This window comes from Pseudomonas fluorescens (assembly GCF_001307275.1).
GTDB classification, from domain to species: Bacteria; Pseudomonadota; Gammaproteobacteria; order Pseudomonadales; family Pseudomonadaceae; genus Aquipseudomonas; species Aquipseudomonas fluorescens_AA.
The window spans coordinates 2,688,907-2,711,287 of the sequence record NZ_CP012831.1; the positions used below are offsets into that span (position 1 = coordinate 2,688,907).

General features: G+C 62.4%; 20 protein-coding genes. 11 read left to right on the plus strand and 9 right to left on the minus strand.

All coding sequences use genetic code 11. From position 1 onward, the window contains the following. Positions 1-37: 37 nt before the first annotated feature. Together AO356_RS11885 and AO356_RS11890 are read left to right on the plus strand one after the other, a co-directional pair. Positions 38-1,231, plus strand: a complete 1,194-nt coding sequence (locus AO356_RS11885; RefSeq protein WP_060739944.1) for a DUF3142 domain-containing protein — start codon at positions 38-40, stop codon at positions 1,229-1,231. Next, complete coding sequence (locus AO356_RS11890; protein WP_060739945.1) at positions 1,218-3,368, plus strand: hypothetical protein; 2,151 nt, start codon at positions 1,218-1,220, stop codon at positions 3,366-3,368. The genes AO356_RS11885 and AO356_RS11890 overlap by 14 nt, the downstream gene beginning before the upstream one ends. A 182-nt stretch (positions 3,369-3,550) precedes the next feature. Here the strand turns inward: AO356_RS11890 and lpdA are convergent, their stop codons facing one another. Next, entirely contained in the window at positions 3,551-4,951 is a 1,401-nt protein-coding gene (gene lpdA / locus AO356_RS11895; protein ID WP_060739946.1) for a dihydrolipoyl dehydrogenase, read from the minus strand. A gap of 221 nt (positions 4,952-5,172) precedes the next feature. Between lpdA and AO356_RS11900 the strand changes: the two genes are divergently transcribed. The 5 genes from AO356_RS11900 to cfaB all read left to right on the plus strand — a co-directional run bounded on the left by AO356_RS11900 (position 5,173) and on the right by cfaB (position 12,496). Beyond that, the gene (locus AO356_RS11900; RefSeq protein WP_060739947.1) at positions 5,173-7,134 is read left to right on the plus strand and encodes a protease modulator HflK; all 1,962 of its coding nucleotides are present in this window, start codon (positions 5,173-5,175) and stop codon (positions 7,132-7,134) included. After that, a complete protein-coding gene (gene hflC / locus AO356_RS11905; protein ID WP_060739948.1) occupies positions 7,131-8,162 on the plus strand; it encodes a protease modulator HflC in 1,032 nt (343 codons plus the stop codon). Before AO356_RS11900 ends, hflC begins: the two co-directional genes overlap by 4 nt. Beyond that, positions 8,159-9,211 carry a protease modulator HflK gene (gene hflK / locus AO356_RS11910; RefSeq protein ID WP_060739949.1) on the plus strand — a complete coding sequence of 351 codons (1,053 nt, stop codon included), beginning with the start codon at positions 8,159-8,161 and terminating at the stop codon, positions 9,209-9,211. The genes hflC and hflK overlap by 4 nt, the downstream gene beginning before the upstream one ends. Further along, positions 9,208-11,127 (plus strand): heavy metal translocating P-type ATPase, encoded by a 1,920-nt coding sequence (locus AO356_RS11915; RefSeq protein WP_060739950.1) that lies wholly within the window; start codon positions 9,208-9,210, stop codon positions 11,125-11,127. Before hflK ends, AO356_RS11915 begins: the two co-directional genes overlap by 4 nt. A 181-nt stretch (positions 11,128-11,308) precedes the next feature. Continuing rightward, positions 11,309-12,496, plus strand: coding sequence for a C17 cyclopropane fatty acid synthase CfaB (gene cfaB / locus AO356_RS11920; protein ID WP_060739951.1), 1,188 nt, complete (start codon positions 11,309-11,311; stop codon positions 12,494-12,496). On the opposite strand, the gene cls is transcribed toward cfaB, so the two are convergent. Beyond that, positions 12,493-13,932, minus strand: a complete 1,440-nt coding sequence (gene cls / locus AO356_RS11925) for a cardiolipin synthase (RefSeq protein ID WP_060739952.1) — start codon at positions 13,930-13,932, stop codon at positions 12,493-12,495. The two genes, cfaB and cls, sit on opposite strands and share 4 nt — an antisense overlap. Before the next feature lie 141 nt (positions 13,933-14,073). On the opposite strand from cls, the gene AO356_RS11930 reads away from it, so the two are divergent. Beyond that, complete coding sequence (locus AO356_RS11930; RefSeq protein ID WP_060739953.1) at positions 14,074-14,595, plus strand: DUF3617 domain-containing protein; 522 nt, start codon at positions 14,074-14,076, stop codon at positions 14,593-14,595. Between the two features lie 120 nt (positions 14,596-14,715). Here the strand turns inward: AO356_RS11930 and AO356_RS11935 are convergent, their stop codons facing one another. From AO356_RS11935 to AO356_RS30865, 5 genes are all read right to left on the minus strand, one after another. After that, entirely contained in the window at positions 14,716-15,591 is an 876-nt protein-coding gene (locus AO356_RS11935) for a metal ABC transporter substrate-binding protein (RefSeq protein WP_060739954.1), read from the minus strand. 11 nt (positions 15,592-15,602) lie between these two features. Beyond that, entirely contained in the window at positions 15,603-16,469 is an 867-nt protein-coding gene (locus tag AO356_RS11940) for a metal ABC transporter permease (protein ID WP_060739955.1), read from the minus strand. Further along, positions 16,469-17,137, minus strand: coding sequence for a metal ABC transporter ATP-binding protein (locus tag AO356_RS11945; protein ID WP_060739956.1), 669 nt, complete (start codon positions 17,135-17,137; stop codon positions 16,469-16,471). Before AO356_RS11945 ends, AO356_RS11940 begins: the two co-directional genes overlap by 1 nt. After that, positions 17,134-18,030 carry a GTP cyclohydrolase FolE2 gene (gene folE2, locus AO356_RS11950; RefSeq protein ID WP_060739957.1) on the minus strand — a complete coding sequence of 299 codons (897 nt, stop codon included), beginning with the start codon at positions 18,028-18,030 and terminating at the stop codon, positions 17,134-17,136. The genes AO356_RS11945 and folE2 overlap by 4 nt, the downstream gene beginning before the upstream one ends. Positions 18,031-18,145: 115 nt before the next feature. Continuing rightward, positions 18,146-18,538, minus strand: a complete 393-nt coding sequence (locus AO356_RS30865; RefSeq protein ID WP_081015350.1) for a glutamine synthetase — start codon at positions 18,536-18,538, stop codon at positions 18,146-18,148. Between the two features lie 127 nt (positions 18,539-18,665). Here AO356_RS30865 and zigA point away from each other — a divergent pair, with 127 nt between their 5' ends. Both zigA and AO356_RS11960 read left to right on the plus strand, forming a co-directional pair. Continuing rightward, positions 18,666-19,874 carry a zinc metallochaperone GTPase ZigA gene (gene zigA, locus AO356_RS11955; protein ID WP_060739958.1) on the plus strand — a complete coding sequence of 403 codons (1,209 nt, stop codon included), beginning with the start codon at positions 18,666-18,668 and terminating at the stop codon, positions 19,872-19,874. Next, positions 19,874-20,524 carry a DUF1826 domain-containing protein gene (locus AO356_RS11960; protein ID WP_060739959.1) on the plus strand — a complete coding sequence of 217 codons (651 nt, stop codon included), beginning with the start codon at positions 19,874-19,876 and terminating at the stop codon, positions 20,522-20,524. Before zigA ends, AO356_RS11960 begins: the two co-directional genes overlap by 1 nt. On the opposite strand, the gene AO356_RS11965 is transcribed toward AO356_RS11960, so the two are convergent. Next, positions 20,521-20,874: a hypothetical protein gene (locus tag AO356_RS11965; RefSeq protein WP_060739960.1), complete on the minus strand. Its 354-nt coding sequence runs from the start codon at positions 20,872-20,874 to the stop codon at positions 20,521-20,523. The genes AO356_RS11960 and AO356_RS11965 overlap by 4 nt on opposite strands. 27 nt (positions 20,875-20,901) lie before the next feature. On the opposite strand from AO356_RS11965, the gene AO356_RS11970 reads away from it, so the two are divergent. Continuing rightward, positions 20,902-21,867 carry a CobW family GTP-binding protein gene (locus AO356_RS11970; protein ID WP_060739961.1) on the plus strand — a complete coding sequence of 322 codons (966 nt, stop codon included), beginning with the start codon at positions 20,902-20,904 and terminating at the stop codon, positions 21,865-21,867. Positions 21,868-21,879: 12 nt separating this feature from the next. Here AO356_RS11970 and AO356_RS11975 read toward each other — a convergent pair whose 3' ends face one another. Next, on the minus strand, positions 21,880-22,302 hold the full coding sequence (locus AO356_RS11975; RefSeq protein WP_060739962.1) for a DUF3301 domain-containing protein: 423 nt from the start codon (positions 22,300-22,302) through the stop codon (positions 21,880-21,882). Positions 22,303-22,381 lie beyond the last annotated feature (79 nt).

The following is a 22,381-nucleotide window of genomic DNA, read 5'->3' on the forward strand; positions in this document are numbered from 1 at the left end:
TGGCGTAATCTGCCGGGTTTTATGGGCGGAAGGTTTCATGACTGTTTTTTTCCGGCTCTCCCTGGCCCTCGCCGTGTTGCTTTTGGCGGGCTGCGAACAACCGCCACCCCCAGCCCTGGATCAGCAGTTGTATATCTGGCAGCGCCAATGGACAAAGGCTCATGAGCCGGCGCTGCGCCAGAGCCGAGGCGATTTCTCCACGCTGCGGGTACTGGCGTTGCAGGCTTTTCCCGGGGCGGGCTGGCGCCGTGCGCGGATCGACCCGGACCTGCTCAAGGCGGACGGCCGTCCGCTGATCGCCGTGATTCGCCTGGACGGCCAGCTCAAGGCCTTGGACCAGGACGAGGTCATTGCGCAAATCCAGCAAGTGTTGGGCGAATGGCAAGCCCAAGGCCTGACCCCGGTGGGCGTGGAGGTCGACCACGATGCTGGCAATGCGCGGCTGCCGGCCTATGGAAACTTCCTCGGCCAACTGCGGCACAGTCTGCCGGCCAACCTGCGGCTCAGCATCACGGCGCTACCGGCCTGGCTCGACAGCCCCGCATTGCCGGGATTGTTGGAGGCGGTGGACAGCAGCGTGCTGCAGGTCCACGCGGTGAGCGATCCACGGCAAGGGCTGTTCGATCCGAAACAGGCCCGGCACTGGGCACAACGCTGGAGCGAGGTCACCACGGGGCCGTTTTATCTGGCCCTGCCAGCCTACGGTGTGGCGCTGCTGACCCAGGAGAGCGGCGTACCGGTGGTGGAAAGCGAAGTGCCGATCGATCGCGGTGGCGAGCGTCGGGAGTTGCTGGCCGATCCGCAACAAGTGGCCGGGCTTGCGGCGGATTTGCGGGCTGATCCGCCGAAACATCTCGCCGGGCTGATCTGGTTTCGCCTGCCTCTGGTCGGCGACCGGCGAGCGTGGAGCCTGACCACGCTCGGCGCCGTCGCCCGGGGCGATCACCTGGACAGTCGCCTGGCATTGCAGTGGGAGGAGCAGGGCGGTTTGTACGATATCCGCCTGGTCAACCAGGGCAATCTCGACCGCCCCTGGCCCCAGCGCCTGACGTTGGCGGTCGGGGCGTGTGACGGTGTCGATGCCTTGGCCGGTTACACGTTGCAACAAACTCCCGGACTGCTTACCTTCACCCGCATTCAGGAAGGCCGCTTGGCGGCTGGTAGCCAACGAGCAATTGGCTGGGCGCGCTGTACGAAAATCGACCAAGGAGGTTTCAATGTTTACCCGTAAGTGGCCTCGTCACCTGCTGTGCCTGAGTCTGTGCCTGCCGCTGGGCCCGGCGTTGGCCTGCGGTCCGGATTTCCCGATGCGCCTGCTGGATAACCGCGCCCAGACCCTGTCGGAGTTGCCCGAAGGCAGCTTTCGCTTCGAGGTCAGCCGTCTCGGCCAGGCGATTGCCGGGCTCAAGCCGGCCACCGAGGCGACGCGCAACCCGGACTACAGCTATGACGACCTGCCTTCCTACGTTGAACAACGCAGCCAGGCCGAGCAGATTGGCCTGACCCCGCCGCAACAAGCGGTGGTGGAGCGCCTACGGGCGCTGACCGATATCGACCAGGTAGCGGCCGAGGCAGCCAACCTGCCCGATGAGCTGCGCCTGTATGCGCTCGGCGCGACGGCTTTTAACGTCGGTGAGCATCAGCGCGCCGTGGAGGCGTTCCAGCAATTGCTGGCATTACCGGCTGACCAGCGACGGTTGCGCAGCACCTGGGCCGCGTATTCCCTTGGGCGGGCATTGTTTGCCGTGAGCACCGAGGCGGGCAGCGGCGACCCTGTGGCCTTGCAGGATCAGGCGCGAGCAGCGTTTCGCCAGGCTCGGGAAATGAGCATCGCCGGGTTCAGCGATCCGCTGGAACTGGGCATCGCCAGCCTCGGCGAAGAAGCCCGGGTGGCCTACACCGCCGACGACTGGGAGAGCGCCATCGGTCTGTACGCGATCCAGAACCTGCTAGGGTCCCCGGTCGGCTACAGCTCGTTGCTGCAATTGGCACAACGCCTGAGCGTCGAGTCGGATGAACGCTTGAGCGAGCTGCTCAAGACCCAGGCGGTGCAGCGACTGGTCACCGCCTACCTGCTCAGCCGAGTTGGCTGGTGGGACGGTGAAGAACCTTCGGGTGAGAAAAGGTTGGTCAAACTGTTGCAGACCAACGCCCGGGACAACCTGGACGATGCTGACCGTTTGGCGGCGGTGAGTTACCAGCACGGCGATTACGCCAACGCCCAGGCGTTTGTGCAAAAGGCTTCCGGCACAGGCCTGGCCTGGTGGGTGCGCGCCAAGCTGGCCTTGCGCGACGGCGACAAGGTGGCCGCGGCGGCGGCCTATGCCAAGGCTGCCCAGGCCTTTCCGAACGATGAGTCCTGGGGCAGCCGGCGCACACCGGATTGGAATTACGAATCGGTGCAACCCAAGTGCCGGGTCGAAGGGGAAAGCGCGATCCTGGCCTTGCAGCGCGGTGATTACCTGCAAGCCTTCGATCAGCTCTATCGCGGCCAGAGCAACTATTGGTACGACGCTGCCGCCGTCGCCGAGCGGGTGCTCACAGTGGATGAGCTCAAGCAGTACGTCGACGCTCAAGTCCCGGCGCCACCGGCGTTGAGCCAAGAGGACCGGGACAACTACGTGCCGCTGCCGGTGGCCGCCAGCTTGCGCAATCTGCTGGGCAGGCGTTTGCTGAGGGAAGGGCGCTTTGATGAGGCGCCGGCTTATTTCGATAACCCGGACCTGCAGAACAAGGCCCGTGCCTATGGGCAGTTGCGCCAGGACGCCGAGTCCAAGTGGTGGCCAACCCGGCGGGCCGAGGCGTATTTCCATGCGTCGTGGATGGCGCGCAAATGGGGTATGGAACTGCTCGGCTATGAGATGGCACCGGATTACGCCAGCCTGGGCGGCAATTACAGCTTGGAACCGGTCGAGCTGAACGTCGGGCCACTGGTGGCCGAAGGTGAAGTGCAACGCCAGCAAGCCAGCGTCGCGCAGCCGGACGTGCGTTATCACTATCGGTTTGTCGCCACGGCGCTGGCGAGCCAGGCGGCGGATTACCTGCCCCATACCAGCCAGGCGTTTGCGGCGGTGCTGTGCAAGGCGGTGGGGTACAACTCCAGCCTTGAAGAGCAAAGTGCATTGTACCAGCGCTATGTGAAGGACGGCCCGTACGTGGATTGGGCTGGGGATTTTGGTCATCAATGCCAGGAGCCGGACTTCGGCAAGGCGAACAAACGCTACGTGACCCAGGCCCTGGACCCGATCCGCTCGACGCTGCGACCTTACAAGGTTTGGCTGGAAGTGGGCGGGCTCGTGCTGGTGGTGGCGGTGGGGTTGGGGTTGATCAGTCGTCGGCGGCGCAAGGCCCGGATGTCGGCCAGCTAAATGGATGGTCGGACGAACACCGATTGTGGCGAGGGAGCTTGCTCCCGCAGGGTGGCGCAGCCGCCCCAAATGGGCTGACGCGATTTTCGGGCAAATCGCATCAGCCGATTCTACGACGGCTTCGCCGCCGAGCGGGAGCAAGCTCCCTCGCCACAGGTGTTCATTCCCGCTTTGCGTCGTTCCTACATCTGCGTCGCCATCCCCTCCACATTCATGGCCGCCTGGCGCAACGCCTCCGAACGGGTAGGGTGCGGGTGGCAGGTCAGGGCGATGTCCTCGGCCGAGGCGCTGAACTCCATGGCCACGCAGTACTCCCCGATCATCTCACTGACGCTCGGGCCCACCAGGTGCACGCCAAGGATTTCATCGGTGCGCTCATCGGCCAGGACCTTGGCGAACCCTTCGGTCTCGTGGTTGATCTTGGCCCGGCTGTTGGCCGTGAACGGAAACTTGCCGACCTTGTAGGCGCGGCCTTCGGCCTTGAGCTGTTCCTCGGTCTGGCCGACGCTGGCCAGCTCCGGACGGGTGTAGATGACGCTGGGGATCAGCGCATAGTTAACCTCGGCGGCCTTGCCGGCGATCTGTTCGATGCAGGCCATGGCTTCGTCTTCGGCCTTGTGGGCCAGCATCGGTCCGGCCGTCACGTCGCCGATCACCCAGACGCCGGGTGCTTCGGTACGGTGATGCTGGTTGGCGAGCATGCCGCGTTTATCGGTGCTCAACCCGACGTTCTCCAACCCCAGTCCTTGCGTGTAGGGCCGTCGACCAATGGCGACCAGCACGTAATCGGCGTCCAGTATCTGTGCTTCGCCGCCCGCCGCCGGTTCGATCTGCAATTGCACACCGCTGGCCGAGGTCGTGGCACCGGTGACCTTCGAACTCAACTTGAACTGGATACCTTGTTTAGCCAAGGCCCGTTGCAAGGTCTTGCCGGCCTCACCGTCCACGCCCGGGCAGATGCGATCGAGGTATTCCACCACGGTCACCTGGGCGCCCAGGCGCCGCCAGACCGAGCCCAGCTCGAGGCCAATGACGCCAGCGCCGATCACCACCAGATGCCGGGGCACCTCACTCAGGGACAAGGCGCCGGTGGAGTCGAGGATGCGCTGGTTGTCGATGGTCACGCCTGGCAGCGGCATGGGTTCCGAGCCGGTGGCGATGACGATGTCCTTGGCGGTGAGTTCGGTCTTGCTGCCATCGTCACCGGTGACGGTCACCTTGCCCGGCCCGTCGATGTGGCCCCAGCCTTTGATCCAGTCGACCTTGTTCTTGCGAAACAGAAACTCGATGCCCTTGGTCAGGCCCGTCACGCTTTCGTCTTTCTGTTTCATCATTTGCGCAAGATTGAGGGTAGGGCTGACTTCAATGCCCAAGTTGGCGAACTCCGTGCCCGTGGCCGCTTCGTACAATTCCGAAGCGTGCAGCAAGGCCTTGGAGGGCATGCAGCCGACGTTCAGGCAGGTGCCGCCCAGGGTGGCTCGACCTTCGACACAGGCCGCCTTCAACCCTAACTGCCCGGCCCGAATCGCCGCGTTGTACCCGCCGGGTCCACCGCCCAGAATGACCACGTCGTAGTTGCTCATCGCTGTTCTCCCGCTTGGCCTGATAAAAAATTATGAGCGTAATATGAGCGTTTCCAGAGATTCCGGTCAAGGCTTAAGTCAAGAGGTCGGCGTGGGCCTTGTCATGAAGAATTCAAAACGGAAATTTCACAGTAATCGTTATAAGGTAACGGCATGTAACGGAGCGGCGGTGGCGTCTGCCCACAGGCCCGGATTTTGATCGCCACGAAAGCTGGGGTGGTATGCAAGTCGATCTAGATATCGAGGGGGCACAAGTGGCCGAATGGCCGCGTTTCCAGCGCGCGTCGTTTCAAGGGCGCCGCTTGAAGCTTATCGCCTGCGTCTTGGGAAGCGTGGCGGGATTGGGTCTGGTCCTGGCGTTTTTTATCGGGGTGTTTTCGCCGCAATCGCTGTGGCCGGTCTTGCTGGTCAGCCAAGGTGCGGGACTGTTGGTGTTGGTGGCCGGCTTGCAATCCGCCTGGTGGGTGACGCAATGGCGCAGCAGGGCATTGTTGCCGGCTGTGGATAACCTGCCGACGGAAAACGAGCCTGTTGATAACTTGGGTTGGTATGAGCGGCTGCTGGACCGCATCGGTGCCCGTTCGGTCGGCCTGCTCAAGCAAATCGGTGCGCCCGCGTTGTGGCTGGCCGGTTGGGCCGTGCTGGTATTGCTGGGCCTGGAGCACGCCTGGGACTTGCAGTTGCCGGCTGCCGCCCTCGGTGTTTCCGCCAGCGTGGGGGCGGTGCTGTCGTTGTTGTTGGCGTTCGGGTTATTGGTGTTCGAGCGGCAATTGGCCCAGCAACCCCCCGTGGAGTGGCCGGAAGCGCCAGCGCTGGCGCAACTGACCCGGGTGGCGATCATCGTGCTGGTGCTTGGCGCCTTGTGCTTGCTGTTCGCTGCAGAAACGTCCATCTGGCCGGTGCGCCTGGCGGTGCTGATGGGGCTGTTGCCGGGGCTGGTGGCGGCGGAGTTGTTGTTGCGCGCGGTGCTATCGTTGTTCATCCCGCGCCGGGACGCCCTGGAGCCGACGCTGCTGGGCCGCAGTGTCATCGCCGATCTGTTGCGCTGGCCGCCGCAACCGTGGCTGGCCTTGCAGCATGAACTGCATAACCGTTTCGGCATCGACCTGCGCCAGATCTGGGCCTTCAGCTACATGCGTCGGGCTTTCTTGCCGGTGTTGGCGTCAGTGGCGCTGGTGGGCTGGTTGCTGACAGGTGTGCACGAAGTGCCGCTGCAGGGGCGGGGCATCTATGAGCGCTTCGGTAAACCGGTAGAGGTGTTCGGTCCCGGTTTGCATGTCGCGTTGCCTTGGCCGTGGGGCAGGGTGCTCAATGTCGAGAATGGCGTTGTGCATGAACTGGCGACCAGCGTCGCGCAGAGTCGTGCAGAGGTCGAGGCTGAACCGGCGGAGGGGCCGGCACCGGCCATTGCCAATCGGTTGTGGGATGCCAGCCATGTGAACGACAAATCCCAGGTCATTGCCAGCCGTCGTGCCGACCAGCAGAGCTTCCAGATCGTCAACATGGATGTGCGTTTTGTCTATCGCATCGGCCTGACGGATGCCGCGGCGCTGGCGGCGACTTACAACAGCGCCGATGTGCCGACGCTGATCCGCAGCACCGCCAGCCGCATCCTGGTGCATGAGTTTGCTTCGCGTACGTTGGATGGTTTGCTGGGTGCCGACCGCGTGAGCCTGGCCGACGAAATCGGTCGCGCTGTCCAGGCTGATCTGCAATCTGTCGACAGCGGTGTGGAAATCCTGGCGACGGTGGTGGAGGCGATTCATCCGCCGGCCGGTGCGGCCAATGCCTACCACGGCGTGCAGGCCGCGCAGATCGGCGCCCAGGCATTGATCGCCCGGGAGCGTGGCGCGGCGGCGGAACAGACCAACCAGGCGCAATTGCAAGCCAGCATCGCCCATGACCGGGCCAGTGCCACGGCGCGGGAAATCAACGCGACCGCCCAGGCTGCCGATTTGCGTTTCAACGCCGACCGCAAAGCCTACGCCACGGCGGGGCACGCTTTTGTGCTGGAACATTATTTGAGCCAACTGAGCCAGGGCCTCGGCAATGCCCAGTTGCTGATTCTCGATCATCGCCTGGGCGGTAGCAGCAACGCGCCGACCATCGACTTGCGAACCTTCACGCTGCCGGCCGACCCCGCGTCGCCGCGTAACCCTGTCCCGCCAGGAGCTGCCCATTGAGCCAGTCCTCTTCACACGATCACGCCGGTCACGATCACGGCCATGCCGGTCATCACCATGGTCATCATCACCACCATCACGGCGACCCGCAGCAAGCCGGGCCGTTTCCTTGGCGGCGGATGGGCTGGGCCGTGTTGTTGGTGGCATTTGCCGTCGCGGCCGCGAGCCTGGTGCAAGTGCGGTCGGGGGAGGCCACGGTCATTACCCGTTTCGGCAATCCGGCCCGGGTGCTGCTGCAACCTGGCCTGGGGTGGCGCTGGCCGGCGCCGTTCGAGGCGGCGATCCCGGTGGACCTGCGCTTGCGCACCACCTCAAGCGGCCTGCAGGATGTCGGTACCCGCGATGGACTGCGGATCATTGTCCAGGCCTACGTGGCCTGGCAGGTCCAGGGCGACCCGGACAACGTGCAGCGTTTCATGCGCGCGGTGCAGAACCAACCGGACGAAGCTGCGCGGCAGATCCGCACATTTGTCGGCTCCGCGCTGGAAACCACGGCCGCCAGTTTTGACCTGGCGAACCTGGTCAACACCGATGCCAGCCAAGTACGCATTGCCGATTTCGAAGCGCAGTTGCGTCAGCAGATCGATCAACAGTTGCTTGCCACTTACGGTGTACGGGTGTTGCAAGTCGGTATCGAACGCCTGACTTTGCCATCGGTAACGCTGACTGCAACGGTCGACCGCATGCGAGCCGAGCGCGAAACCATCGCCACCGAACGCACCGCCATCGGCAAGCGCGAAGCGGCGCAGATTCGCTCCGCCGCAGAACGTGATGCCCGCGTCGTGCAAGCCGATGCCACGGTAAAGGCCGCTGATATCGAGGCGCAATCCCGGGTAGACGCGGCCGAAATTTATGGCCGGGCATACGCCGGCTCTCCCCAGCTCTACAACCTGCTCCGTTCGCTGGACACCTTGGGCACCATCGTCAGCCCAGGCACCAAGCTGATTTTGCGCACCGATGCCGCACCATTCCGTGTCCTGGTGGACGGTCCTGCCTCCATGGACGGCAAAGGTGGAACACAACCATGAGTTTGGTTCCACGTGGAACAAATGCGTTATCCAGTCCGTGGATCCAGGCCGGGCGTTTGGCGTTTCTAGCGCTTTACGCTGTCACGGTGTTGGCGGCGTTGGCCTGGGTCTTTTCCAACGTGCGCCAGATCGACCCGCAGAGTCGTGCGGTGGTGCTGCACTTCGGCGCCTTGGATCGTATCCAGAATGCCGGCCTCTTGCTGGCTTGGCCGCGCCCCGTGGAACAAGTGATCCTGCTGCCAGCAGCGGATCGGGTGCTGGAACGGCGGGTGGAAAACCTGCTGCGCTCGGACGCGGCCTTGCAGGCTGATCGTGTGGCCAGTTTCGCCACGCCGGTCAGCGATGCATTGGCCGGCTCTGGTTATTTATTGACCGGTGATGCCGGTGTGGTGCAACTGGATGTGCGGGTGTTCTATAAGGTCACGGACCCTTACGCTTTCGTCTTGCAAGGCGAACATGTCCTGCCGGCACTGGACCGACTGGCGACTCGCAGTGCCGTGGCCCTGACCGCGGCCCGGGACCTGGACACCATTCTGGTGGCTCGCCCCGAACTGATGGGCAGTGACAACCAGGCGGCCGAGCGCCGCGAACGCTTGCGAGGCGATCTGGTTCAGGGGCTTAACCGACGCCTGGCTGACCTGGCGGCGACGGGGCAGGGGCTGGGCATCGAAGTGGTGCGGGTCGACGTGCAATCGAGTCTGCCCGGGCCGGCGGTGAGTGCTTTCAATGCAGTATTGACCGCCAGCCAGCAGGCCGACAAAGCCGTGGCCAACGCACGGACTGAAGCGGAAAAACTCACCCAGGTCGCCCGCCAGGACGCTGACCGTGCCGTGCAAGTCGCCCATGCCCAGGCCAGCGAGCGGCTTGCCAAGGCTTCGGCCGACACGGCCACGGTACTCGGGCTGGCGAAGACCCAGGGCAGCGATCCCCAAATGCTGCTGCGCCTGTATCGCGAACGCATGCCTGCCATCCTTCGCCAGGCCGGTTCAGTGACCACGGTCGACCCGAAAGACGACTCTCGGCTGATCATCCAGGGAGCCGGCCAATGACCGCTCGAACGCCTGCTGTACCGATGCTGTCCTCGGCGGAGCAACGCATCGCCGCCCGGCAACTGACCTTGGCGATGCTCGCTCTTGGCTTGCTCGCATTGGGCCTGGCATGGCGCGGCTGGTCGCCAGAGCAGAGCGGCGTCAGCCAACTGCTGTTGGGGTTCGCCTCGCTGTTGGTGGCGGTGCCGGTGATGCGTTCGGCCTGGTACAGCTTGCGGTACCCAAGCCTGCACGGAATCACTGACCAACTGATCGCCCTGGCGATGCTCGGCGCCTGGGCCACCGGCGATCTGCTGACCGCGGCGTTGCTGCCGATCATCATGATCTTCGGCCATGTGCTGGAAGAGCGCAGTGTCATCGGTTCCCAAGAGGCGATCCATGCCCTTGGCCAACTGACCCGTAGCCAAGGTCGCAAGGTACAGGCCGACGGCTCGATCATCGACGTCGACAACGCGACGCTCCAGGTCGGCGATGTCGTGGAGGTGCGCGCCGGTGACCGGGTGCCGGCCGATGGTCGGGTGTTGTCCGGCCAGGCCAGCCTCGACACCGCGCCCATCACCGGTGAGTCGGTGCCGCTGGAGGCGGTGGTTGGCACGGAAGTCTTCGGTGGTGCGATCAACCTCGATGGCCTGCTGCGCCTGGAGGTGACCCGTACTGGCGAAGAGTCCACCTTGGGCAAGGTCATCGCCCTGATGCAAAACGCCGAACGCTCCAAGCCACCCATCACCCGTTTGCTGGAACGCTACGCCGGCAGTTACCTGGTATTGGTGTTGTTACTGGCGGCAGTGACCTGGTTCGTGACCAACGATGCCCAGGCGATGTTGGCGGTATTGGTGGCGGCGTGTCCCTGCGCGTTGGTGCTGTCGGCGCCGGCCACCGCCATTGCCGGGATCGCGGTGGCGGCGCGCCACGGGATCCTGATCCGCAGCTCGGCCTTTTTGGAAGAACTGGCGGACCTGACCTCGTTGGTCGTCGACAAGACTGGCACCTTGACCTATGGCGTGTTGCGCCTGCAATCCATCGAACCTGCCCAGGATGCTCACGCGTCGTTGTTGCTGCCGCTGGCTGCCAGCCTCGGGTCGGCCAGCAGTCATCCGGTCAGTCGTGCCTTGGCGGGGCTGGTGGAACAGGACAACTGCCTGGCCCTGACGGACATTCGTGAGCGCCAGGGGTTGGGTGTGGTCGCGATGACGGCTCAGGGCGAAGCGGCCCTCGGTCGGCCGGAGTTGTTTGCACAGTTGGGCATTCAAACCCCAGCGGTTCCTGAGCACGACGGCCCGATTGCCGGTCTGGCGCTGGATGGGCAGTTCCTCGCCTGGTTGCTGTTGGCCGACAGCGTCAAGCCGGAGGCACAGGTGGCCATGGCCGAGTTGCGCGAGTTGGGTCTGGGCCGTCAGTTGCTGTTGACCGGCGACCGCCAGAGCGTGGCCACGACCCTGGCCCGGGATGTCGGCATCGGCGATGTGCAAGCCCAGGCCTTGCCGGAAGACAAACTCAAGCGGGTCATGGCAGAAATCGACCATGGGTTCCGCCCGATGGTGGTGGGCGATGGCATCAACGATTCCCTGGCGCTCAAGGCCGGGGTGGTGGGCGTCGCCATGGGAGCCGGTGGTGCAGACATCGCCCTGGCGTCAGCAGACATCGTGCTGATCGGCAGCGACCTGCGGCGCCTCGGCACCTGCGTACGATTGAGTCGCCAGTGTCGGCGCACGTTGCAGGTCAACGTGATCATTGGCCTGGGCTGGACGCTGGCCATCGTTGCCTTTGCCGCCTTCGGCTGGCTTGGCGCGGCGGGGGCGATGATCGCTGCGCTGCTGCACAATCTCAGTACCCTGCTAGTGTTAGGTAATGCCGGGCGCTTGCTGCGGTTCCAGGAGCCACTGCTCAAGATCCAAGCGAAGGGCACCGTTGGGTAGGGTCAGCGAACTGCGCGTTGTACTTGCAGTCTGCTATTGGAGAGGGCGTGCCAGCGCAGGAGTTACCCGCCACAGGAGTGATTTGGGACAGCGATAGAAAAAGGCTATAAATTCGATAGCCTGCTATTTTTCTAGCATGGTCTACCCTCATTTCAGACGTCTGAAACAAGGGGGATTTTCCATGCTCGCGCAACTTCCACCGGCCTTACAGAATCTGCATTTACCGCTTCGGCTGCGGCTCTGGGATGGCCATGAATTTTCACTGGGGGCCGACCCCAGCGTCACGATTGTGGTCAAGGACCCACAAATGGTCGCGCAATTCACCCACCCCAGCCTGGACGCATTGGGGGCGGCGTTTGTCGAAGGTAAACTGGAACTCGAAGGCCCGATCCACGAAGTCATTCGGGTCTGCGATGAATTGAGCCAGGCCTTGGTCGAGGACGATCCCGACAACCAGCCGGTGCGCTCGGTCCACGACAAGGAAACCGACGCCAAGGCGATCTCCTACCACTACGATCTTTCCAACGCGTTTTATCAGCTATGGCTCGACAGCGACATGGCCTATTCCTGTGCCTATTTCGAGACGGGCAGCGAAACCCTCGAGCAGGCCCAGCAAGCCAAGTTTCGCCACCTGTGTCGCAAGCTGCGATTGCAACCGGGTGACTACCTGCTGGATGTCGGTTGCGGATGGGGCGGCCTGGCGCGTTATGCCGCGCGGGAGTTTGGTGCCAAAGTCTTCGGCATTACCCTGAGCAAGGCGCAGCTGGCGTTGGCCCGGGAACGGGTCAAGGCCGAAGGCCTGGAGGATCAGGTCGAGTTGCAACTGCTGGACTACCGCGACCTGCCCCAGGACGGCCGCTTCGACAAAGTAGTCAGCGTGGGTATGTTCGAGCATGTCGGCCACGCCAACCTCGAGCAGTACTGCAAGACGCTGTTCGGCGCCGTGCGCGAAGGTGGGTTGGTGATGAACCATGGCATCACCGCCAAGCACACCGACGGGCGTCCGGTCGGTCGCGGCGCGGGCGAGTTCATCGAGAAGTACGTATTCCCCAACGGCGAGCTGCCGCACCTGTCGATGATTTCCGCGCAGATCAGTGAAGCGGGGCTGGAGATCGTCGATGTGGAAAGCTTGCGCATGCACTATGCACGCACGCTCGATCACTGGAGTGAACGCCTGGAGGACAACCTCGAGGCAGCGTCGAAGGAAGTGCCGGAGCAGGCATTGCGGATCTGGCGTCTGTACCTGGCCGGGTGCGCCTACGCGTTCGCCAAGGGCTGGATCAACCTGCATCAGATCCTGGCGGTGAAGGCCCATGCCGACGGTAGCCATGAGCTGCCATGGACCCGCGACGACATCTACACCCCTTAGAGAATCGGGGAAATAAGCCGGGCGATCCGCATGCCGACCTTCTGCAGGCGGTGGGTCTCCCGGCTTTCCTGTTTGTCGATTTCCTGGGCTTGGGCGAAGTCCTCTTCAAGCATTTGCTCGACCTCACTGGCGAACGGGATATCCACGGTGAGCAGCATGACTTCGAAGTTCAAGCGGAACGAACGGTTGTCCAGGTTCGCACTGCCAATGGCGCTGATTTCCCGGTCGATCAACACCACTTTCTGATGCAGGAAGCCCGGCCCATAACGGAACATCCGCACACCGGCCCGTACCGCTTCAAACGCGTACAGGCTGGACGCTGCGTAGACGATCTTGTGGTCGGGCCGCGAGGGCAGCAGGATGCGCACATCCACGCCGCGCAGTACCGCCAGGCGCAAGGCTGCGAACACCGCTTCGTCGGGGATGAAGTAGGGCGTGGTGATCCAGACGCGCTCGCTGGCGGCGTGAATGGCCTCGACGAAAAACAGCGAGCAGGTTTCATAGGCGTCGGCCGGGCCGCTGGCCAGCAACTGGCAAAGCACACCATCGTCCGGATAGCTGTCCGGCAGGATCAGTGGGGGCAGGGAACGGGCCGCCCAGAACCAGTCTTCGGCGAACGACTCTTGCATGCTCGCCACCACCGGCCCGCACACTTGCACATGGGTGTCGCGCCAGGGCGCCAAGGGTGGTTTATCGCCCATGTATTCGTCACCGACGTTGTGCCCGCCGACGAAGCCTTGCACGCCGTCCACCACCACGATCTTGCGATGGTTGCGAAAGTTGACCTGGAATCGGTTGAGCCAGCCGCTGCGGGTGGCGAACGCTTTTACGTGGACGCCACCGTCGCGCAAGGCTTGCACGTAGCGGTGGGGCAGGGAGTGGCTGCCAATGCGGTCATAGAGCAGGTACACGGCCACGCCTTCGGCGGCTTTCTTCAAGAGCAGCGTGTGCAGGCGTTGACCGAGGCGGTCGTCATGGACGATGAAGAACTGGATCAGCACGGCCTCTCGTGCCTGCTCGATGGCCTGGAAAATCGCCTCGAACGTGGCGTGGCCGTTGACCAGCAAACGCACCTGATTATTGGCCAGGCACGGTGTGCGTCCGAGTTTCGGCATGGCCCGTAACGAGGCATAGGCCTGGGAGGCGCGAGCGGTCAGGGCTTCTTCGACCCAGGGGCGCCAGTTCAACTCGGAGATTGCCTTGCGCATTTCTTCGTTGGCTTGCCGGCGAGCCTTGATGTAACCATCGAACGTGCTGCGGCCGAACACCAGGTAAGGAATCAACGTCAGGTAGGGAATAAAGGTCAGCGACAGGGCCCAGGCAATCGATCCTTGGGCGGTGCGCACCGTCAGCACGGCGTGGACGGCGGCAATGGAACCCAGGGTGTGGAGCAGCGCGATCAGGTAACCGAAAACATGCGGGCCGAAATAATCCATGGGGCAGCCTTGCTCCTGAAGTTTCAATGCTTAACAGACCATGTTCCGTGACGAATGTCGCTATTTAATTCACAGGTCCGGGCCCTGAACCGAACCCCGTGGAAGGCGTCTAACGGCCACTTGTCCTCTGGAGTTCGTGTAATGAATGTTCGTCTGCTGGGTGTGGCCTTGGCGATGGGTTTGTCGGTTCCGATGGCGGCTCAGGCGCAGATGCTCCAGCCGGGTTTGTGGGAATTGACCACCAGCAATATGAAGGTCGATAACCAGAACCTGCCGGACCTGCAACTGATCCTCGGCCAGTTGCAAACCCAGATGACCCCGGAGCAACGGGCGATGCTGGAAAAGCAGGGGATTACCATGGGGGGTAAAGGCATTCGCGTGTGCCTGACCCCGGCGCAGGTGCAAACCAATGACATTCCGCTGCAAGACCCGCAATCGGGTTGCAAGCAGCAGATCACCGAGCGCACCGGCAATCAGTGGAAGTTTCGCTTCAGTTGCCCGAAAGCCCAGGGTAATGGGGTCGCGACATTCCAGAGTGATCGTGAATTCACCACCAAGGTCAACGGCACGTTCAATGCCACCGGCATCCAGCAGAACGGTAGCCTCGACACTCGCGCGGTCTGGCTGGGGCAGGATTGCGGGACGGTCAAACCGAGGGCTTGAAGCTCATTTGAAATAATCGCTTGGTGAGCCTGTGGGAGCCAGGCTTGCTCGCGATGCAGACAATTCGGTGAGTCGCCAAGGACGTCACCGTTCATCGCGAGCTTTGCTCCCACACAGGCTCTAAGGCCGACTCAGTGCCTCGTACAACGTATTGAGGTTGTATTCGAACAGGCCGGTGAACGTGCTCGCCGGTCCGCTGGCGGCGAGTGCGTCGGAGTACAGCGTGCCGCCGATGTGAGCGCCGCTCTCGTCGGCGATCTGCTTGAGCAGGCGCGCGTCCTTGATGTTTTCCATGAACACCGCTTTGACTTTCGCCTGACGGATCTGGGTAATCAGTGCCGCGACTTCTGCCGCCGACGGTTCACGTTCGGTGGATAACCCCTGGGGCGCCATGAACTCGATGCCATAGGCCTGGCCCAGGTAACCGAATGCATCGTGGGACGTCACGATCTTGCGATTACCGGCAGGCAATGCGCCGAGCTTGGCCTTGGCTTCGGCGAGTAGGGCGTAGATTTTCTTCAGGTATGCCTGGCTGTTGCGTTCGTAGTCGGCCTTGTTGGCCGGGTCGGCAGCTTCCAGTGCCTTGGTGATGTTGCTGACATACAGCTCGGCGTTCGCCAGGTTGTGCCATGCGTGCGGGTCGGGGATGGTCTCACCGTCCTCATCCAGTGACCGGGGGATGACGCCACGGCTGGCGCTGATCACCGGGACGCTGGTTTCGGTGCTGGTCACCAGGCGGTCCAGCCACGGCTCGAAGCCCAAGCCATTCTTGATGATCAGTTTCGCCCTGAGCAATGCCTTGGCGTCGTCTGGGGTGGGTTCGTAGGTGTGTGCATCGGCGTCCGGCCCGACCATGTTGGTGATTTGAATATGCTCACCACCGACCTGTCGGGTCATGTCGGCGAGGATGCTGAAGCTGGTCACCACCTGGAGTTTTTCGGCGGCGGACAGGGACATGGACAGCATCAGACTGATTAGCACGAGCAGTACGCGCATCGGGAAACACCTCATTGGGATGTGAGCAAGGGCGGGCGGCGCAGCAAACCGTGCACCGGCCCGAATACCACCGACAGCAGATACGACACGCCCGCCACCAGAACGATGGACGGTCCGCTGGGCAGTGAGTAATAGAACGACAACAGCAGGCCGAGCCAAACCGAGAGGCAACCGAGCAGCGCGGCGATTAGCATCAGCAGCGGCAGGCGACGGCTCCAGAATCGCGACGCGGCGGCCGGCAGCATCATCAGGCCGACGACCATCAACGCGCCGATGGCCTGGAAACCGATCACCAGGTTCAGCACCACCAAGGTCAGGAACACGCCGTGGGCCAACGGGCCGAGACGACTGACGGTTTGCAGGAACAGCGGGTCGAGGGTATCGAGCAGCAGCGGTCGATAAATCAACGCCATCGCCACCAGGCTGGCGCCGGAAACCCACAACATGCCGGTGAGTGTGGGGCCGTCCACCGCCAAGGCCGAGCCAAACAGCAGGTGCAGCAAGTCCAGGCGTTTGCCGGCCATGCCGAGGATCAACACGCCGGCCGCCAGGGAAATGGGATAAATCGCCGCGAGGCTGGCGTCCTCTCGTAGGCCGGTGCGCCGGGTAATCCAGGCGGCAAGCCCGGCCATGCTCAGGCCCGCGCCCAGGCCGCCCAGGGTCAAGGCGGGCAGGCTCAGCCCGGCAAACCAGAAGCCCAGGGCGGCGCCGGGCAGGATGCCGTGAGCCACGGCGTCACCGATCAGGCTCATGCGCCGAAGGATCAGGAACACCCCCAACGGCGCCGTGCTGCACGCCAACACCAGGCCACCCAGCAGGGCCCGACGCATGAAGACGAACTCTTGAAAGGGTTGCCAGAAATGCGTGGCCGTGAGCATCAGGCCACCCACGCATGGGGTTGTTGGGCGATCAAATCGACACTGCGGCCCAGCACGCAGCCGGTGTTTTTGATCAGCAGCGTATGGGGGACATGTTGGCGTACCGCTGCCAGATCATGACACACCACTACGAGGGTTCGGCCTGCTGCGTGCCAGCGATGGATGTGTTTCCACAGTAGCGCCTGGCCTTGTTCGTCGAGGGCGGCGTGGGGTTCGTCGAGCAACAGCAAGGGCGCTTCGGCCAGGCTCAGGCGAGCGAGCAGGGCGCGTTGCAGCTCGCCTCCCGACAGCGCCATGAGCGGACGCTGCTCAAGGCCGTTCAATGCCCAATCGTCCAGTACGGTCTGCAGTAACTGTCTACGCATGGCTGGCGTGTGGCGATTGCCCCAAGAACCGGCCGCCACCAGGTCTTGCAAGTTGATGGGGAATTGCCGATCCAGATGTTGCTGCTGGGGCATGAATGAGACGCCACCACGTCGTGGAACATTCAAGGCGACTTTGCCGGCCAGCGGCTTTTGCAGCCCCGCGAGCACTTTCAACAGGCTGCTTTTGCCCGAGCCGTTGGCACCGATGATGGCGGTGAGGCTGCCTGCCGGTCGCTCCATGGCGAGGGGCGGGGTGAGGGGTTGTCCGGGTGCACCCCAGCGCAGTGCTTGGCAGTCGATCATGATGGCTCCCGGGTCCAGCGGCTTTGCGCCACGGCGTCGTGGGCATGAAGGCTTTCGGCGTGAACGACGCGTACATCCAGGGCGGTGATCTCCGATGAGCGGGCCAGGGCCGTGCTCAATCGCCGCGCGGCGTCTTCGCAGAACATCAGGTTTTGCCCGTTGGCCAGGGCGAAGGCTTGTTCATCGGCGCGTTTCACGGCGGTCTGCACGGCGGTGCCAAGGGCTGCTTCGGCTTGGTTGATGAATGACTGCAGTGGTAATTCGTCGACAGCGGTGTCCAGACGCAGGGTCAAAGTCGCCGTGCTGCGCTGGCTATGCGGGGTGGCAACAATGCCGTTCGATGAGCCCAGCCAGGCGAGAATTTCGGCATGCTCAAGTTTCTTGTTAGCGAAGTCGTCGACAAATTGCTGTTGGATCAACTGCCGGGCAAGGGCTGCCGAACAAGGGCAAGTCGAGGAATAGGGGATCTGAATTTTCAGTTCCACGTGGAACATTGTGTTTTTCAACTGAGCTTCGATGCTCACCGGATAACCTTTCCAGCCTGCCAACGGGCTGATTAGCGCCGGACGTTTGAGCAGTAGATTGGTATGCACGCTGAGCGAAGCCGCATGGGATAAGCCTTCATGGCTATCAAGAAATTGCTCCAGGATTCGGCGCAATAGCGCTGGAGAAAGTGGCGTCTCTTCCAGTAACCCCAGCGCCAGATATAAGCGCGACATATGAATGCCGCGTGCCTCGCTGTCATCGAGGCTCACACCGGCGTCGACCGTTGCGCTGAGGCGCTGGCCATCAATCAACACCGGCGTTGCGATACCACACATGCCTACCCAATCAAGGGGTAGGGTTTGATGTGAAACCTGCGCAGCCACATCGGGCAGCGTTAACGCATTCATGGTCAAGGCCCATCGAAGGTTAAAATTAGATGTTATAGTATAACAGTTAATTTCAAGAAACCTTTTCCATGAAAGGAGTTTCATCTCCCCGCATGTTCACGTTCCACGTGAAACATTAACGCGATGAATCCTGGCACCCGTTCATGCGGCCGCATGTAAATGCACCGGTGCTACCGCCCGAGCTGGAAAAACGATTGAGGGTTGTCCAGCCCACACGCCGGCTGTATCCAACCCAACTTTCTCCATCCGACGCCAGTCCGGTAAAGAACGTGAGCTGACCATAACGGCTGTTCGTTTGCGCCCAATAGCGGCGACTGGCTGCTTCAAAGCCGCGTAAGTAAATAGTGTTTCCAGCCGTCGCAACGCTATAGGCATTGCCTTGCATATCCACACACGCCAGCAAATTCGCGCTACGGGTGCAGTTTGCCAAGAGCGGACTCTGGGCAGCAGCGCCTGACGCCCACAGCAACAATGAGCCCGCAAAAACAAATTTCAGAGGATTGCGCATGGATGGAACTCAGACGAATGAGGAGCGGCGGGGCTGGTTGAACTGTATTGTTATACTATAACATAAAAACAACCAAACCCTGAAAACGAGCCGTCATCGAAGCGGCCGCCCGATGAGGATATACCTGATGCCCAATCGTCTTCCCGTCACCGTACTTTCCGGATTCCTCGGTGCCGGTAAAAGCACACTGCTCAATCACGTCCTGCGGAATCGCGACAACCTGCGGGTTGCTGTGATCGTCAACGATATGAGCGAGATCAACATCGATGGCAGCGAAGTCCAGCGAGATGTCACCCTGAGTCGTTCCGAAGAGAAACTGGTGGAAATGAGCAACGGCTGCATCTGCTGTACGTTGCGCGAGGACTTGCTCGAAGAAGTCGGGCAACTCGCCAGGGAAGGGCGTTTCGACTACTTGCTGATCGAGTCCACCGGTATTTCCGAACCGCTGCCAGTGGCGGAAACCTTCACGTTTCGGGATGAAGAGGGCCGAAGCCTGGCCGATGTGGCGCGACTCGATACCCTGGTCACGGTGGTCGATGGGGTGAATTTCCTGCTGGATTACCAGGCCGCCGAAAGCCTGGCGTCACGGGGCGAAACCCTGGGTGAGGAGGATGAGCGCTCGATCACCGATCTGCTGATCGAACAAATCGAGTTTGCCGACGTGATTCTGATCAGCAAGATCGACCTGATCAGCCAGCATGAGCGGGAAGAGTTGACCGCGATTCTGCAGCGTCTCAACGCCCAGGCGCAGATCATTCCGATGGTCATGGGGCAGGTGCCACTGGGCAGAATCCTCGACACAGGCCTTTTCGACTTCGAACGCGCCGCCCAGGCACCTGGCTGGCTACAGGAACTGCGCGGTGAGCACGTGCCAGAAACCGAGGAATACGGCATCGCCTCGACTGCTTATCGGGCTCGCCGACCGTTTCATCCCCAGCGGTTCTTCAACTTCATCGACCGGCCGTGGCCCAATGGCAAACTCCTGCGCTCCAAGGGGTTCTTCTGGCTGGCCAGCAAGCCTGAGGAGGCGGGCAGCTGGTCTCAGGCTGGCGGCTTGATGCGACATGGCTTCGCCGGGCGCTGGTGGCGGTTCGTGCCGAAAAACCAATGGCCGCAGGATGAAGAGAGCACCGCGGCGATCATGAAGAACTGGCTGGCTGCCACAGGCGATTGCCGCCAGGAGCTGGTCTTCATTGGCCAGGACATTGATTTTGGCCAACTCGCCGCTGAACTGGACGCTTGCCTGCTCACCGATGCGGAAATGGCCCTCGGGGTCGAAAATTGGCGCTTGTTGCCGGATCCGTTCGGGCCGTGGCATGAAGAGGTTGCAGCGTGATGCTGGCGCCCAGTCTGAAACGAGCGACGCAGGTACGACAGGTCCAAGGTGATGCGCCAGGGGTATTCACGCAGATCCTGGACGACGGCACCAACCTGGCGGTCTGGCAGCGTCAGCTTCCCGCCCACATCAGCGATTTTGCGGCCATGGTGCTGGCGATGGACCAGCCGCTGGCTGAATCACGGGTGCTCGATTTGCCAGAGGAAGACACCCAGCCAGCGCTGCACGGTCTGGCCGCGGGTTTCGGTGACCTGCAGGGCTATGAGGGCTTTATCGCCGATGTTTCCTGGCTGGTCTGTGCGTTTGCCTGCCTGTTGGGCGCGCAACGTGTCGGTCTGCGCCTGCGCACGCTGGACAAGGCCATGTGCCCGCGCTTCCACGTTGACCACGTACCGGTGCGGCTGCTGACCACTTATGCGGGCGTCGGCAGCCAGTGGCTCAAGGAAGAGGCGATGGACCGTCGGCACCTGGCGCAGCCAGAGGCAGAGCCGGTTGATCCGCGCGTGATCCAGCAGTTTGGTTGCGGTGATGTCGGCTTGCTTAAAGGCGAGAAATGGCACGGTAATGAGGGGTTCGGCCTGATCCATCGCTCGCCGGCGCCTGCGCCGGGAGAGCGTCGCCTGATTCTCACGCTGGATTGGCTGGCTTAGGGCTTGAGCCAGGTGCCTTGGCTTTGCCCTTCGCAAAATGGCTGCAGGTACGCGGCATCGGTCGCCACGCCGTAATAGTGAATATCCTGGCGGTAAGGCATATTGGCGACCTGGGCGTTGCTGCACACGCCGAACGCGCCGCCAGGGCATTGATCGACGTATTGCACCTCGACCTTCTGGCCGGCAAGGTTTGGCTGGCAGAAGCCATCGGCAAACAGCTTCTGCGGAATGCTGCGGTTCTGTTGGCAGACTTTCACATCGAGTCGCTCCGCCTGGCTGTGAACCACGCAGGCCTGGGCCAGCGCCTGGTCCGACGTCAGTGCCAGTAACAACCAGCCGATCAATCGCATGTTCACCTCCTTCGAAAGCCGTCGATTATGTTGCAGCACATTCCCACCCATGTCATCGCCGGCCCCTTGGGCGCCGGCAAGACCAGCCTGATCAAGCATCTGCTGGCCCAGCGACCGGCCAATGAACGCTGGGCGGTGCTGATCAACGAGTTCGGCCAGATCGGCCTGGATGCCGCGCTGCTGACCCAGGCTGGCGATGGTATCGCACTGGGCGAAGTGGCCGGCGGCTGTTTGTGCTGCGTCAATGGCGCGCCGTTTCAGATCGGTCTTGGGCGTTTGCTGCGCAAGGCCCGGCCGGATCGGCTGTTCATCGAACCCTCGGGCCTGGGTCATCCGGCACAGTTGATGCGGCAACTGAGTGAAGCGCCCTGGCTCGGCGTGCTCGCGGTACAACCCTGTGTGCTGGTGTTGGATGCCCGGGCGATGGCGGACGGCAAACCCTTGCCCGATGCGCAGCGACAAACCCTGGCGGATGCCGGACTGCTGGTGCTGAACAAATCCGAGCGCCTCACGCAAGCCGATCGCGAACGGGTGACGGCGCAACTGTCAGGGTCTGCGTTGTACTGGACGCAACACGGGGCATTACCGATCGATCGATTGCCAGGCCTGGCGGCTCGGGGCAGCGGGTCTGTGGATAACGTGAACCTGCCCAAGAGTCTGGGGCAGATCCCGGCCATCTGGACCGACCCGACGCAACCCATCTGCCTGTATCAGCAGCAGGACGGAGGCTGGAGTATCGGCTGGCGCTGGCACCCAAGCCAACGATTCGACGCGGCGGCGCTGACGCGATGGCTACAAGACCAGGGCTGGAAACGGGCGAAGATGGTTATCTACAGCCGCGACGGTTGGGTTTCAGCCAATGCGTTGGAGGGGGAGGCGCTGGGCTGGCAAACCAGCGAGTGGCGCCAGGATTCTCGGGTCGAGCTGATTTTCCATCAGCCGCAAGACGTCGATCGCCTGAAAGCCGGTCTGGTGAGTTGTCGATGTTCCTGAATCAGCCTTGTTTCAAGGCTTCCACTTGTTGTGTTCCTGGCGCCACTGGCTCAATTCGATGACTTCAGCCCTGGGCCTGGTCTGGACCGGTTCGATGGGCGCTGGCGGTGTTTCTTCGAAGGGCATCGGGTAGGGCGCCAGCTCTATGTGTGCGCTGTGGGCACCAAATTGGGTGATGGTGCCCGAATGGCGGCTTTCGCCGGTGACGGTGAACTCGAAGTTGTAGACGCGAGCCAGGCGTCGTCGTCCATTGGCGTCCTTCACGAAGCCGATTTTTTTCAGCGCTACATTGCCGTCCAGCAGCTCGATCTTGAGGTTGGCGCAATGCTGCATGACCCTCGCCAACGCCCGTTCGCGCAAGCCATGGTTGTGCCACAGCCAGGCGCCGCCGGTAGCCAGCAGCATCAGCACGAAGATGTTTCCAAGGGTCAGCATGAACGAAGTGCTCCAACAAGTTGCTGTCAGCTTAACTGTCTCGCCGGTCTGTCGTACAGGCTGTGTTTAGTCGCATACT